This is a genomic window from Sphingopyxis sp. (assembly GCF_050916055.1).
Classification (GTDB): domain Bacteria; phylum Pseudomonadota; class Alphaproteobacteria; order Sphingomonadales; family Sphingomonadaceae; genus Sphingopyxis.
Window position 1 is genome coordinate 2682816 of record NZ_CP051527.1, and the last position, 13868, is coordinate 2696683.

A 13868-nucleotide genomic window follows, 5' to 3' on the forward strand; every position below is an offset into this window, starting at 1 on the left:
AGTCTCGCTGCCGATTGATATGTCTACGCCAATGCAGCGCCGATCTTTTCACGAACTCTTCCATGGATTGGGTGCAGTCGCCTTTCTTCTGGTCCTCGCTGCAATTCCGTTAGGCCTTATTTGGCATCTGGCAGCAGCCGAACATGATCGCCGCGTCGCGGTGTTAAACCGGGGCATCAGCGCATCAGCGGTAGTCACCGAATCTGCCCCATCATTCCTCGGCCGATCCTGTCGATTTCAGTATCGATTTTCGATTGACGGGATAACGTATGAGGGTGGCGAAGGCGGTTGCCCGCTTGTAGATTCGCAGCCCGTCGGAAGCTCTTTGCAGGTTCGCTTGAATCCTAAAGACCCACAGAACTCCGTTGCCCTCGGGGCAGACCTTTGGCCAGGTTGGGTCGTTGTGCTCCCACTTGTTGGCTTGCCATTACTCTTGTTGGCAAGTTTGGCCGTTTACGCCGTCTTCGAGAACAGCTTTCGCGAGAGACGATCCCGACGTTGATCAAACCACCCGCACCCCCGGCCCCTTCCCCAACCGCAACCCCTCCAGCAACTCCGCCAGCGCCCACACGCACGCATCCGCCCGATCGGGCGAGCGCCCCGGCCCGGCATAATCGCCGCCCACCTGCAACCCGCACAGCTCGTCCTCCAGCGCCGCGAACACCCCCGCATGCACCACCCGTCCGCGCTCGTATGCCAGCGCCACCGGCTCCGCCCGCCGCGCCTTGCCGACGCTCGCATGCACCGCGCGCACCGGCAGGCCGGCGTCGGCCTGCGCCAGCACCTTCGCGACCATCTCGCCGCCCATATTGCTCTCGGCGACCACACGGTCGGCGCCCCAGCGCGCCGCGGCGGCCGCCACCGCCTGCGCCCACACCCCGGGCGCCGCGCGCTCGACGCTCGCATCCTCGACCACCGCCAGCCGCCCGTCGCGCAAGTGCGCCGCCACCACGATCCCGCACGCATCCCCATGGGCCGTCGCCGGCGGATCGACCCCGATCACGACGCGCACCGGCTTGCCGATGCTGTCCGCATCGACCCGGCACCGCTCGATCAGCGCGCGCGGCCACAACGCGCCCTCGACATCCTCGATCAGCTCGCCGTCCAGCTCCTGCCGCCCCAGCCGCGTCCCGCCATATTGCGCCATCATGTGCACCACGAAACTCTTGGGTAGGTGCGGGTTGTCGGCCGTCCGCCCCAGCGTCGTGACGCATCCCGGGATCGCCGCGACCTTGTGCATCAACGTCACCGGGCGCGGCGTCGTCGTCACCAGCACCCGCGGCGTCTCGCCCAGCCGCATCCCCAGCATCAGATTGTCCCACGCCGCCTCGCCGCCCTGGGCCCATTTGCCCAGTTCGTCGCACCAGGCGGCATGATGTTCGGGGCCGCGCAGATTTTCGGGCGCCCGCGCGGTGAACAGCGTGGCGATCGCGCCGCTGTCGAAATGCAGCTCGCGCATCGTGCCGCGCCACACCGGCGCCTCGTCGGCGCGCGCGACCGCGATCAGCCCGCTCGGCCCCTCGATCATGACGCGAATGCCGTCGCGCTCGTTCGCGGCGACCAGCGCGATGCGCGCGCCGGGGCGCCGCCGCGCCACCTCGCTCACCCATTCGGACCCGGCGCGCGTCTTGCCGAACCCGCGACCGGCCTGGATCAGCCACACCGGCCAGTCGCCCGCCGGTTCGCGCTGCCCCTGATGCGCCCACTGGTACCAGCGTTCGATCAGTTCCAGCACATATTTGCGCGGAACGTCGCGCAGCAACCGCGCGCGCTCCTCGGGCGACATCGCCATCACCCGGTCGAATATCGTCTCGCCGTCGGCCAGCGCCAGCTGCTCGATCCACCCCCCCATTATGCGCCGCCCGGCCCGGGCACGGCATCCTCGCCGCCGCCGCCGGGCGCGAAGTCGCCACGCTGCCGTTCCATGATTGCGATGCGCGCCAGAAACACCGCATTGGTCTCCTCGGCGGTCGGGCGCTCACCCTTCCGTGGCCGCACCTGCCGCGCGCGCCCGCGCTCGACAGTGGCGCGGTGCCGGTTCAGCACGTCCATCGCCTGCGCAACGGTCATCGTCCCCACGACAGGCGGCGCCGCGGGATCCTCCTCGGGCAACGCCTCGACGGTCAGGATCGCCCGCTCGACCAGCGCCATCTCCAACCGCGCGTATCCCGTCTCCAATGCGCCCTGCCACGCCTCGGCAAACCCTGCTTCGTGCCGCCGCATCTTATACGCCCCCGAATAGCTGAACCCTGCCGTCGCCGCGGCGCGGCGCACGTTGCAAGTCGCGGCCAGCGCATCGATAAACAGCTGCTTCTGCTCGTCGCTCACCTCGCGCGGCTGCGGCGCGCGCTTCATCAACACCCGCCGGTCGCCGGCCTGGATCGCATCGTCCATATCGTTCGCCTCCAACGCAAATGGGCCGGAACGCCCCTCCGCCTGGAAGGGGCACCGGCCCGACTCGCAATTCTGCATGATGTAATACTTGTGCCATATCAGCGTGACGATGTCAATCTGTTTTTACCGATATGGTTCGTCTGATAGCATTTCGATTTTGTGGGCGTCGCGTGCACCGCTGTCTCTCGGCGGAGAACTCCGGCGAATTTCGACGCCCCGACCGTGCATTTCTCCGCCTCCGCTTCTAGACTGGCCTTTTGCCAACCGGGGAATCACCGTCATGCCCATCCGCGCCCGCCTTGCCGTCACCCTGCTGCCCGCGGCGCTCCTTGCCGGCACCGCCGCGCTCGCGCAGCCGGCGCCCGCGCCTGCGCCCCGTGCCCCCGCGATCGACGCCGCGAACCTCGCCGAAACCGTCCGCACCCTCGCGTCGGACCAGTTTCAGGGCCGCGCGCCGGGCACGGTGGGCGAGGAACGGACGGTCGGTTACCTGATCGGGCGGCTGCAGGCGCTCGGGCTCGAACCTGCGGGCGTGGACGGCGGCTGGACCCAGCCGGTGCCGCTGCTGCGCACCCGGCTCGGCACGCCGACGACGCTGCAATTCGATCGCGGCGGCAAGGTCACCCCGCTCGCCTTCGGCACCGACATCTATGTCTCGACGCTGCGCCCCGACGACCGCGCCGTCGTCGACGCCGCGCCGCTCGTCTTTGTCGGCTATGGCGTGTCGGCGCCCGAACGCGGCTGGGACGATTTCAAGGGCCAGGACCTGAAGGGCAAGGTCGCGGTGTTCCTGATCAACGACCCCGATTTCGCCGCCGCGCCCGGCGAGCCGGTCGCCAACAGCTTCGGCGGCCGGACGATGACCTATTACGGCCGCTGGACCTACAAGTTCGAGGAGGCGGCGCGCCGCGGCGCGGTCGCGGCGCTGATCGTCCACGATGCCGACGGCGTCGGTTACGGGTGGAACGTCGTCAAAAGCGGCGGCGGCGAAAATTACGACATCGTCCGCGCCCCCGACACGCTCACCAGCCTCGCGCTCCAGGGGTGGGTGTCGGGCGAGGCGGCGGGGCGGCTGTTCGCCGATGCCGGGCTCGATCTCGCCGCGCTGCGCGTCGCCGCGCGCCGCAAGGATTTCAAACCCGTCGACATGCGCACGCGGTTTCAGGCGGCGATCCCCGTCGAGCACGCTGTCGTCCAGAGCCAGAATGTCCTCGCCAAAATCCCCGGCACGACGCGCCCCGAAGAGGTCGTGATGTATGGCGCCCACTGGGACGCCTATGGCGAAGGCCCCGCCGACGAACAGGGCCGCATCTACCGCGCCGGCGCCAACGACGACGCGCTCGGGGTCGCCGGATTGTTCGAGATCGCCCGCAATTTCAAGGCCGCGCCGGCCCCCGACCGCAGCATCGTCTTCGCCTTCTGGACCGCCGAGGAGCGCGGCCTGCTCGGCTCCGAAGCCTATGCCGCGGCGCCGCTCTATCCGCTCGAAAAGACCGTCGCCAACCTCGGCCTCGACATTCTCCAGACCGCGGGGCGCGCGAAGGACGTCATCCTCGTCGGCAAGGGGCAGGGCACGCTCGAAGACGATCTCGCGCGCCTTGCCGCGGCGCAGGGCCGCACCGTCAGCGTCGAAAGCCTCCCCGAACGCGGCCTCTTCTTCCGCGCCGATCATTTCAGCCTCGCCAAGCGCGGCGTGCCGGTGCTCTTGATGATGGGCATCGCCGGCGCCTCCGACCTCGTCGACGGCGGCAAGCCGGCGGGGCAGAAATGGGTCGATGACTACACCGGCCGCTGTTACCATCAGGCGTGCGACTCCTGGGACGCGACCTGGAACCTCGCCGGCGCGGTTCAGGACATTTCGGTTTTTTACCAGATCGGCGACGAACTCGCGCGCTCGGCCAACTGGCCCGGCTGGAAGGACGGCAGCGAGTTCAAGGCGCTCCGCGAGCGGAGTGCGGCGGCGCGACAATAGCCGCGACCGCGGGCGACGCCGATGGCGCCTCGCTCGCCCGGCGCGTCACCCGGCAAACCGGCGCCATGCCGCCAAAGTGCAGCAATTTCGCAACACTGCTGACACGAACGTCAGCGGCGGCGGCGCGGGCGATTGACCGCGCGCGCGCGGAGGAGCAACGCGAAAGCGGTTTTTCCGCTCTCCCATCGTCCACCTTCGTTTCAGGAAGCTTGCCCATGCGCCACTTTCCTTCCGCTACCGCTATCGCCCCCGTTCTCGCCATCCTCGCCGCCACCGTCTGGGCCGCGCCCGCCGCCGCGCAGGAGGCGCCCGCCGCCGCTGAAGACAGCGGCCTCGGCGACATTATCGTCACCGCGCAGCGCCGCGAGGAAAGCCTCCAGGACGTGCCGGTTGCCGTCTCGGTCCTGTCGGGCGACACGCTCGGTGCGATCACCTCGTCGGGGTCCGACGTCCGCGTTCTCGCGGGCCGCGTCCCCAGCCTGAACATCGAAAGCTCGTTCGGCCGCACCTTCCCGCGCTTCTATATCCGCGGTCTCGGCAACACCGATTTCGATTTGAACGCGTCGCAGCCGGTCAGCCTCGTCTATGACGACGTCGTCCTCGAAAATCCGATCCTCAAGGGCTTCCCGATCTTCGACCTCGACCGCGTCGAGGTGCTGCGCGGGCCGCAGGGCACGCTGTTCGGGCGCAACACCCCCGCAGGCATCGTCAAGTTCGACACCGTCAAGCCGGGCGAGAGCGGCGGCTATGCCAAGGTCAGCTATGGCCGCTATGGCACCAGCCAGGTCGAGGTCGCGGCGGGCGCCGCCGACGATAGCGGCTTCTCGGTTCGCCTCTCGACCCTGTTCCAGCACCGCGACAATTGGGTCGACAATGTCGCGACGACGAAGGCGAAGGATCTCGGCGGCTATGACGACGTCGCCGCGCGCCTCCAGCTGCAATATGAAAGCGGCCCGTTCACCGGCCGGGTGACCGGACAGGTCCGCGTCTACGACGGCTCGGCGATCATCTTCCGCGCCAACACGCAAGTGCCCGGCAGCAACGACCTCGTCGGCCTCGGCGGCGCGGGCACCGAATTCCGCCGCGACGAAGTCTATCAGGACGGGATCAACTTCCAGAAGCTCAACACCTATAATGTCGGGCTGAACCTCGAATATGATTTCGGGCCGGTCACCGCCTACTCGATCACCTCCTATTGGAACGGCAACTTCCGCAGCCGCGGCGACATCGACGGCGGCTTCGGCGCGGTGTTCCTGCCGGTGTCGGGTCCGGGCCTCATCCCGTTCCAGGCGCAGAGCCAGGACAATGTCCCCAGCCTCGACCAGTTCACGCAGGAAATCCGGATCGCGTCGAACAACAGCGGCGGGCTCGGCTATCAGGTCGGCGGCTTCTATTTCGACGAAGGCCTCGACATTTCCAGCTTCGAATTCGGCGGCCCGACCGACGCCACCCCGTCGGCGATCGCGGTCCAGCGCCAGGACAGCGAGGCTTATGGCATCTTCGGATCGCTCAATTACGCCTTCGACAACGGCTTCAAGCTGCAGGCCGGGGCGCGCTACAACCACGACACGCGCGATTTCGTCGCGGCGCGCCCGGTTGAAACCCGCCCCGATTTCGTCGTCAATCCGAACACCCCGGTCCCGCCGCAGGCCGCGACGGTCAAGGGCAAGCTGCTGACGTGGGACGCCAGCGCGACCTATGAAGCGTCGGACGCATTGACCCTCTACGCCCGCGTCGCGCGCGGTTATCGCGCCCCGTCGGTGCAGGGCCGCCTCACCTTCTCGCGCACCATCTCGACCGCCGATCAGGAAGAGACGATGTCGTACGAAGCGGGGATCAAGACCGCGTTCCTCGACGACCGCGTCCGCTTCAACCTCACCGGCTATTATTTCGACACCAAGGATCTCCAGCTCACCGCGGTCGGCGGCACCGCCAACGTCGCCAGCCTGCTCAACGTCGATGCCAAGGGTCACGGTGTCGAGGCCGAACTGCAGGCCGCGCCGGCGCGCGGGCTGACCTTCTCGGTCGGCGGCGCATGGAACGTCGCCGAGATCGACGATGCGAACGCCTTCGTCGCCGGCTGCGGCTCGGCAACCCCGTGCACGGTGCTCGACCCGCAGCGCCCCAACAGCCCCGGCATCTTCTCGATCGACGGCAACCAGCTGCCGCAGTCGCCGAAGTGGACGCTGAACTGGACCGCGGGGTATGAATTCCCCGTCGGCAATGGCGCCGTCTATGCCTTCACCGACTGGTATTATCGCTCGAAGGTGCAGTTCTTCCTCTATCGCTCGGTCGAGTTTTCGGACGACAAGCTGCTCGAGGGCGGGCTGCGCGTCGGATATCGCACCGACCGCTTCGACGTCGCCGGCTTTGTGCGCAACATCACGAATGACGCATCGCCGACCGGCGGGATCGATTTCAACAACATCACCAGCTACGTCAACGAACCGCGCATCTGGGGCGCCGAGGCGAGCGTGAAATTCTGACGAGACTTGCGGCCCGCGCGGTTTTCCGGCCGCGCGGGCCGGGCTTCGCATCATGACGCTTTCATGGTATCAAGCCGATGTACACCAGCCCGTAATGTGGGAGTCGATGATGATCCGTATGACCGCCGGCCTGATCGCGATCGGGCTGTTTTCCACCGCCACCACCGCGCACGCCATCGATATCAATTCGGCCGCCAGCATCGGCGCCAACAGCTCGGCCGAACAGGCCCGCGCCTTTCCCGCCGGCCGCGACAACAGTCCCAAAGCTGTCCTCGCGCGGCTCGACCGGCTGTGCGCCAGCAAGCGGAGCGCCGATCAGCGGCGTTGCGAAAAGGCATGGCGGGTGATCAACCAGGCGCACGCCGACCTGCAGGCCCGGCGCGCCGCCACAACCGATTAGAACGCGGCCTTAAGCCACCGGCCCGACGCGCGCGTCGGGTTCGAGGCGGATCAGCGGCCGCGCCCGCCCGGTCAGCCGGGTCACCAGCCGCGGGACGAAGGCATTGTCCTGCGCCCAGTTCCAATAGGCGACATAGGCGGGGTCGGCAAGCAGGTGCTTTTCCTCGGTCTTGGCGCGCCAGTAATAAACCCCGCTGACCAGTCCCAGCAACACGACGTTGCGCGCCGCCTCGACCCAGCCGCCCGAGGTCGCAAGGAACGGCATCGAACCGATCCACCAGCTCAGATTCTTCGACACATAGGCCGGGTGGCGCGTGAAGGCATAGGGGCCGTGGGTGATGACGCCGCGGTGGGTCAGGTTCGAAAAGCGGATACCGAACGCCATCGTCGCCCAGCTGTAGATCGCGGTGAGCGCGACCAGCGCGATCGCCCACACGGCGAGCCACATGTCGTGTCCCTCCAGCCAGTAACCCCAGCTGCCGCCGTTGACCTCATAATCGAGCGGCCCGCCGCTCATCAGGATGAAGGGCGGGTAGCAGATCAGCGCCGCCACCCACGCCATGCCATAGGGATTGGCGGTGCGGATGTGCGAATCGAGCGGTTTCAGCGTCAATATATAACCGACCGTCGCGACATGGACGTCGATCAAATAGAGCAGCAGGATCGCCCATTTGCCCATCGTGAAGGGATTGGCGAGTATCTCGTCCATCGGCACGGTGGCCAGGTCGGCGAAATTGCCGGGCACAATCGACAGCATGAAGGCGGTGAAAAACCCCTTCACCGCCCAGGCGCGCAAATGGTGCGCGATCGCGCGGCCATCGACCGGCTGGCCCCCACCCGTCTTATGGCCTGCGATCAGCCAGCGTCCGAACTGCCAGCAGCCGTCGCGGGGCTCGGTCATGCGGCGGTCGAGCCACAGCATATAAGGCACCGACACGAGCAGCAGCCACGGCGCGACGCGTTCGAGCAGATCCATCGAAAAGGCGTAATTGCCGAACCAGTAATAGCGCATCGTCGCATAGGTCAGCGCGATCAGCGCCCAGGTCGCCCACAGGCCGGCGAGCTTGGTCAGGCTGATGTCGAGCGTCTCGCGCCACGGCCGACGCAGCGCCCAGTCGATCCCGGTCGACGGATTGCGGTGCACCTTGTCGACGAACACCGACCACAATACCATCGGGATGGCGCAGGCGAGCACGCTCGCGATCGCCGAATTGGGACCGTTGAGCGGACCGCGATCGCCCCAGTCGAAACCAAGGAAGGCGGCGATCTCGGGCGCATGGCGCGCTGCGAACAGATAGACCAGCAGCCCGGCCAAGCCGACCAGGCCGACCCCGGCGCTGACCGCCGAGCGCGGCCGCGCGGTGCGTTTGTCCGCCGTCTGCGGGGCCGCTCCGTCGCTCGCGGGCAGCGTCATTTCGGGGCTTTGCGTCACGCCTTGGCCCTAGCCAAAAATGGTAAGCAAGCCGTCAATATTACCGCGCGATTCGCAGCAAATTTGGGCGAAAATGACCGCGTTCCACGCCTCTGGCACCGTTCACCGCATGACCCGTTCGACTCGGCGCGAGTCGCGCCCCGAAGATTCGCGAGTCGCGACAACTGCTGGTAGAGCGCCGATCACGCGGGGCGGAGGGCTCCAAAAAACAACAAGATGGGGTCGCCACTTGTCATCGCAAACGACGGGTCTGCGCCATTGGCGCCAGCGCTTCAACGCGCTGTTTCAGGACCATGAAATTTTCATCCGCACGCACGGTCATGTGCGATTCCTTCGGATCAGCGCCATCTGGCAAAAGCGCGTCGCGCTGACCGCCGCGCTGGTGCTGCTTGCCTGGGCGGGCGCCACGCTCGCGATCGTGATCAACCAGTTGCTTACGGCCGACGAGCGCGCCGCCGTCGCGCAGCAACAGGCCGCAGCCACGGCGTCCGAAAAGCGAATCGCGCAATATCGCGACCGGGTCGCCGAAACCGCCGCCGATCTCGAAGAACGGCAGGCGCTGCTCGAAAGCGTCGCCGAAACCCATTTCGGCATCGATCCGGCGGCGATGGCTGCCCAGCCGCCCGTCGCAGGCGAAGCGAAGGCCGAACCGCTCAAGACCAGCGCGATCGATCCGAACCTGCCGCCCGAAGCCCAGGCGCTCGCCCGGCTCGAGGCGCGGCAGGAAGGTTTCGCCAGCCGGCTGCTCACCGCGGTCAACGATCGTGCGACCAAGGCCGAAGCCGCCGTCGCCAAGCTCGGGCTCAACCCCGCCGCGATCGTCCGCAGCGCCGCGACCGGCCGTGGTGGTCCGTTCATCCCCTTCAAGGGCCGGATGGGCAAAGCCCGCGCGCTCGGTCCGTCGTTCGCCGCACTCGAAAGCGCGCTGTTTCGCATGGACGTCCTCGAACGCACCCTCGTCGCCGTCCCCTCGGGCAATCCGGCCAACGTGCTCATGATGTCGTCCGGTTTCGGCTATCGCAGCGATCCCTTCACCGGCGCCGGTGCCATGCACGCCGGGCTCGATTTCCGTGGCCCCGTCGGCACTCCGATCCTGTCCGCCGCCCCCGGCCGCGTCAGCTTCGTCGGTCGTAAGTCGGGTTACGGCAATGTCGTCGAGGTCGATCATGGTCAGGGTATCTTAACCCGCTACGCCCATTTGTCGGGCTTCACGTCCAAGGTCGGCACACAGGTCGCCGCTGGTCAGCAAATCGCCAAGATGGGTTCGACCGGCCGCTCGACCGGCAGCCATCTGCATTTCGAAGTCCGTTTGAACGGCGTCGCGGTCAACCCGCGCCGCTTCTTGGAGGCCAAAGCCGATGTTCTCGAAGTCAAAGCCGATGCCCGACAGCGAGTCGGCTCCGTCGCCCGCACCGGTGCCCGCTAAGATGGCGACCGGCGCCCGGCATACGACCTTTTCGATCCTCGGGTCCGACGTCGTCGTCACCGGCAATGTCGCCGCCAGCGTCGACTTGCACGTCGATGGCAAGATCGACGGTGACCTCAAATGCGCCAACCTCGTCCAGGGCGAGGCGAGCGAGATCAAGGGCGCGGTGACCGCCGAAACCGCGAAGATCGCCGGTCTGCTCGACGGGTCGATCGAGGCCAAGACGCTGATCGTTCACGCGACCGCGCGGATCACCGGCGACGTAATCTACGAAACGATCACGATCGAAAATGGCGGCAAGGTCGACGGCAAGCTGTCGCACCGTCGCCACGGCGCTGGCGCGACCGCCAAATCGCCGCCGCCGCTGGAAGTCGTCGAGAATAAATCTGCCTCGCTGGGTCTCTGACCCGCTGCGGCGTCGTCCAGCGCGCGCCTTCAGCGCGCGTAGGCGTCGCGCAACTCGCGCTTCAGCACCTTGCCGATCGGGCTGCGCGGCAGTTCGCCGACGACAGTGATCGCGCTCAGCCGCTGCGTCTTGCCGACCTTGGCGTTACAGTCGGCGCGCACGCTCTCGGTATCGGCGCCATCCTTCAACACCACGAACGCCACCGGGGTTTCGCCCCACTCCTCGCTCGGCATCCCGACCACCGCCGCCTCGACGACCCGGTCGTCGGCCAGCAATATGCCTTCCAGATCGCTCGGGAAGATGTTGAAACCGCCCGAAATGATCATGTCCTTGGCGCGGTCCATCAGAGTCAGGAATCCATCCTCGTCGATCCGGCCGATGTCGCCGTGGCGATAGAAGAGATTTCCCTCGGCATCGTACCAGTGCATCGCCTTGGTCGCGTCGGGGCGGTTGTTGTAACCGGTCATCATCGCGGGTGACCGTCCGACGACCTCGCCGACCGACCCCTGCGGCAATTCATTGCCCTCGTCGTCGATCACCTTCGCGACGTGCCCCGGCGCCGGCCGCCCGACGGTGTGCAGCTTGTCGGGGAACTGGTGCGCCTCCAGAAGGAAGGCGGCGCCGCCTTCGGTCATCCCGTAAATTTCGACCAGCCCACCCGGCCAGCGCTTCAGCACATCGGCCTTCAGCGTCGCCGCGAACGGCGCCGAGGTGCAATATTTCATCACAAAGCTCGACAGGTCGAAACGATTGAAATCGTCGAGCGCCATGATCCGGCGATATTGCACCGGCACCAGCATGCAGTTGGTCGCGCGCTCGCGGCTCGCCAGCTCGAGGAAGCCGCGCGCGTCGAACTTTTTCATCAGCACGACCTGGCCGCCCGACCCGACCGTCGGCATGAAACTCGCCATCGTCGTGTTCGAATAGAGCGGAGTCGACAATATCGTCACCGCTTGCGGGCCATAGGCAGGCGCGCCGCGCACGATGTGCTGCCAGCGCATCGCATGGCTGTGGACAATCCCCTTCGGCGTTCCGGTGGTCCCCGACGAATAGATGATGTTGAAGCCGTCTTCGGGCTGGATATCGACCGGCCACGGCTGCGCGCCGGCGAGCGACAGCCATGCGTCGAGCGGCGCCCCGGCGTCGCTGCCGTCCATCGCGATCCGGTCGCTCGCGGTGACGACCTGGCCGTCCAGGCTCGCCGATGCCGCGCTGTCGAGAAACAGGTGGCGCGCGCCGGTGTCGGCGATCATCGCCGCCATCTGCTCGCCCGTCGCGCTGTTGGTGATCAGCCCCGCGACCCCGCCGGCGCGCAGGGTGCCGACGATCGCCGCCATCTGTTCGACGCTGTTGAGCCCCGCGATCGCGGTGCGTTCCCCCTTGGCAAAGCCGTCCTGCTGCAGGCGCGCTGCGATCCGGTCGACCAATGCGTCCAGTTCGGACCAGCTCAGCCGCCGGACCGGATCGGCCGCGGCTATGGCATCGGGACGTTCGGCGGCGTGGGCGCGGACGAGATCGGGAAGGGTGGCGAAGTCGCCGGCGAGCATGTCGGTACTGGTCATGGAGCGTTTCGTTAGCACAGCCTTCATCAGGTGCAACGAACCGAAGGAGGGGCCGGCCGGAAAAAGGGTCAGACGGGGGACGCGCGATGGAGCAGAGCGATGGCCGCACCGCGCCTGCCGCAGCGCCGCTCGTCGCGCTTTATCATCCGAGCCTGCTGCGCGCGAACCGGCTGGTCGAGGCTGTGCGCAATGCGGGAAATCGGGTGGGGGTTTTGCCGCCTTTCGACGCCGACGGTGCGGCGTGGCGCGACGGCTGTTTCGATCTGTTCGTCATAGATCCCTTCGATGAGAAGGCGCCCGCCGACCTGATCATGCTCGCGCGGTCGATCGCCGCGCGCCGCCCGCTGCTTGTCCTGTCCGACCGCGACAGCCGCGCCGACCGCATGGCCGCGCTGGCCGGCGGCGCCGACGATGCGGTCGGCTGGGGCGAGGACCCCGCCGAGGTGATCGCGCGCATCGCCAGCCTGCTGCGGCGCAGCCGTCTCGCGGCGGGGCAACTCGGCTGCGACGAACTGCGCATCGACCTGATCGACCGCCGCGTCGAACGCGCGGGGCAGCGCATTCACCTGCCGCTGCGCGAATTCGACCTGCTCGCCAACCTTGCCCGCCTTCCCGACCGGCCGGTGTCGCGCACCGCCTTGCTGAAGGCGGTGTGGCGGATCGATTTCGACCCCGGCACCAACCGCGTCGAGGTGCTTATGTCGCGGCTGCGCGCCAAGATCGATCGCGGCTTCGGCTGGCGGATGCTGCGCACCGTCAAAGGCCGCGGCTATGCCCTCGCCTCGCGGCCCGACGGCCGGCCGGCAGCCGCCCCATATCATCCGCCTTGACCTCCCGGCTTTTCGATATAAATATGATATCATCTTTATATCGAGTCGGAGGGCAATATGGTTGATGGAGGAACACCCGCGCTGAATCGCAGCCGCGAAACACGCGCGAACACGCAAAGCGGCTATCTGATGCTGCTTATCTGGTTGCTACTGCTTGGGCTCGCCGCCTGGGCGGCGATCAGCAACGGCACCGCCGAATATCAGGTCGCGTGGAAATGGGCCGTCGTCGCCGCGTCGGGGGTCGTCGGCACGCTGATCCTGTGCGGCTTCTACCTGATCAATCCCAATGAAGCGGCGGCGATCCAGCTGTTCGGGGCCTACAAGGGCACCGACCGGCAGGAGGGGCTGCGGTGGGTGCTGCCGTGGCTGACCCGCAAGAAGATCGCGGTGCGCGCCAACAACGTCATTTCCGACAAGATCAAGGTCAACGATCTGCGCGGCAACCCGATCGAGATGGCGGCGCAGGTCGTGTGGCGCGTCACCGACACCGCGCAGGCTTTGTTCGACGTCGACGATTACAAGGAATTCGTGATGGCGCAGATCGAGGCCGCGGTGCGCTCGATCGGCTCGCGCTATCCCTATGACGATATCGAGCATCAGGAAGTGACGCTGCGCGGCAATCACGACGAGGTCGGGGTCGAACTGCGCAAGGCGCTGATCGAACGGCTGAGCGTCGCCGGGATCACCGTCGACGAATGCGGCCTCACCCATCTCGCCTACGCGCAGGAGATCGCCGGCGCGATGCTCCGCCGCCAGCAGGCCGAAGCCGTCATCTCGGCGCGCAAGAAGCTGGTCGAAGGTGCGGTCGGCATGGTCGAAATGGCGCTCGACCAGTTGAGCGCGAAGAATGTCGTCGAACTCGACGACGAACGCCGCGCCGCGATGGTGTCGAACCTGATGGTCGTGCTGTGCAGCGAGCGCGACACCCAGCCGGTCGTCAACGCCGGGTCGCTCTACTAGG

12 protein-coding genes are annotated in these 13868 nt (G+C 67.0%); 8 read left to right on the top strand and 4 right to left on the bottom strand.

Annotated elements, in window-relative coordinates; all coding sequences use genetic code 11:
• Positions 1–31 precede the first annotated feature (31 nt).
• Positions 32–502 carry a DUF3592 domain-containing protein gene (locus HEQ22_RS13105; RefSeq protein ID WP_432770878.1) on the top strand — a complete coding sequence of 157 codons (471 nt, stop codon included), beginning with the start codon at positions 32–34 and terminating at the stop codon, positions 500–502.
• Here the strand turns inward: HEQ22_RS13105 and HEQ22_RS13110 are convergent, their stop codons facing one another.
• Positions 503–1852, bottom strand: coding sequence for a DNA-packaging protein (locus tag HEQ22_RS13110; protein ID WP_432768337.1), 1350 nt, complete (start codon positions 1850–1852; stop codon positions 503–505).
• Positions 1852–2394, bottom strand: a complete 543-nt coding sequence (locus HEQ22_RS13115; protein WP_432768338.1) for a hypothetical protein — start codon at positions 2392–2394, stop codon at positions 1852–1854. Before HEQ22_RS13115 ends, HEQ22_RS13110 begins: the two co-directional genes overlap by 1 nt.
• A 280-nt stretch (positions 2395–2674) precedes the next feature.
• Here HEQ22_RS13115 and HEQ22_RS13120 point away from each other — a divergent pair, with 280 nt between their 5' ends.
• The 3 genes from HEQ22_RS13120 (at position 2675) to HEQ22_RS13130 (ending at position 7252) form a co-directional block, all read left to right on the top strand.
• Entirely contained in the window at positions 2675–4366 is a 1692-nt protein-coding gene (locus tag HEQ22_RS13120) for a M28 family metallopeptidase (protein WP_432768339.1), read from the top strand.
• A gap of 215 nt (positions 4367–4581) precedes the next feature.
• The gene (locus tag HEQ22_RS13125; protein WP_432768340.1) at positions 4582–6852 is read left to right on the top strand and encodes a TonB-dependent receptor; all 2271 of its coding nucleotides are present in this window, start codon (positions 4582–4584) and stop codon (positions 6850–6852) included.
• Positions 6853–6970: 118 nt separating this feature from the next.
• Complete coding sequence (locus HEQ22_RS13130) at positions 6971–7252, top strand: hypothetical protein (RefSeq protein WP_432768341.1); 282 nt, start codon at positions 6971–6973, stop codon at positions 7250–7252.
• 9 nt (positions 7253–7261) lie between these two features.
• Here the strand turns inward: HEQ22_RS13130 and HEQ22_RS13135 are convergent, their stop codons facing one another.
• Complete coding sequence (locus tag HEQ22_RS13135) at positions 7262–8665, bottom strand: methyltransferase family protein (protein WP_432770879.1); 1404 nt, start codon at positions 8663–8665, stop codon at positions 7262–7264.
• A gap of 37 nt (positions 8666–8702) precedes the next feature.
• On the opposite strand from HEQ22_RS13135, the gene HEQ22_RS13140 reads away from it, so the two are divergent.
• Together HEQ22_RS13140 and HEQ22_RS13145 are read left to right on the top strand one after the other, a co-directional pair.
• The gene (locus HEQ22_RS13140; RefSeq protein ID WP_432768342.1) at positions 8703–10109 is read left to right on the top strand and encodes a peptidoglycan DD-metalloendopeptidase family protein; all 1407 of its coding nucleotides are present in this window, start codon (positions 8703–8705) and stop codon (positions 10107–10109) included.
• Entirely contained in the window at positions 10063–10515 is a 453-nt protein-coding gene (locus HEQ22_RS13145) for a bactofilin family protein (protein ID WP_432768343.1), read from the top strand. The genes HEQ22_RS13140 and HEQ22_RS13145 overlap by 47 nt, the downstream gene beginning before the upstream one ends.
• Positions 10516–10544: 29 nt before the next feature.
• Here the strand turns inward: HEQ22_RS13145 and HEQ22_RS13150 are convergent, their stop codons facing one another.
• Positions 10545–12077, bottom strand: coding sequence for a class I adenylate-forming enzyme family protein (locus tag HEQ22_RS13150; protein ID WP_432768344.1), 1533 nt, complete (start codon positions 12075–12077; stop codon positions 10545–10547).
• A gap of 86 nt (positions 12078–12163) precedes the next feature.
• Here HEQ22_RS13150 and HEQ22_RS13155 point away from each other — a divergent pair, with 86 nt between their 5' ends.
• Positions 12164–12907, top strand: coding sequence for a winged helix-turn-helix domain-containing protein (locus HEQ22_RS13155; protein WP_432768345.1), 744 nt, complete (start codon positions 12164–12166; stop codon positions 12905–12907).
• Between the two features lie 57 nt (positions 12908–12964).
• Positions 12965–13867 (top strand): SPFH domain-containing protein, encoded by a 903-nt coding sequence (locus HEQ22_RS13160; protein ID WP_432768346.1) that lies wholly within the window; start codon positions 12965–12967, stop codon positions 13865–13867.
• Position 13868 lies beyond the last annotated feature (1 nt).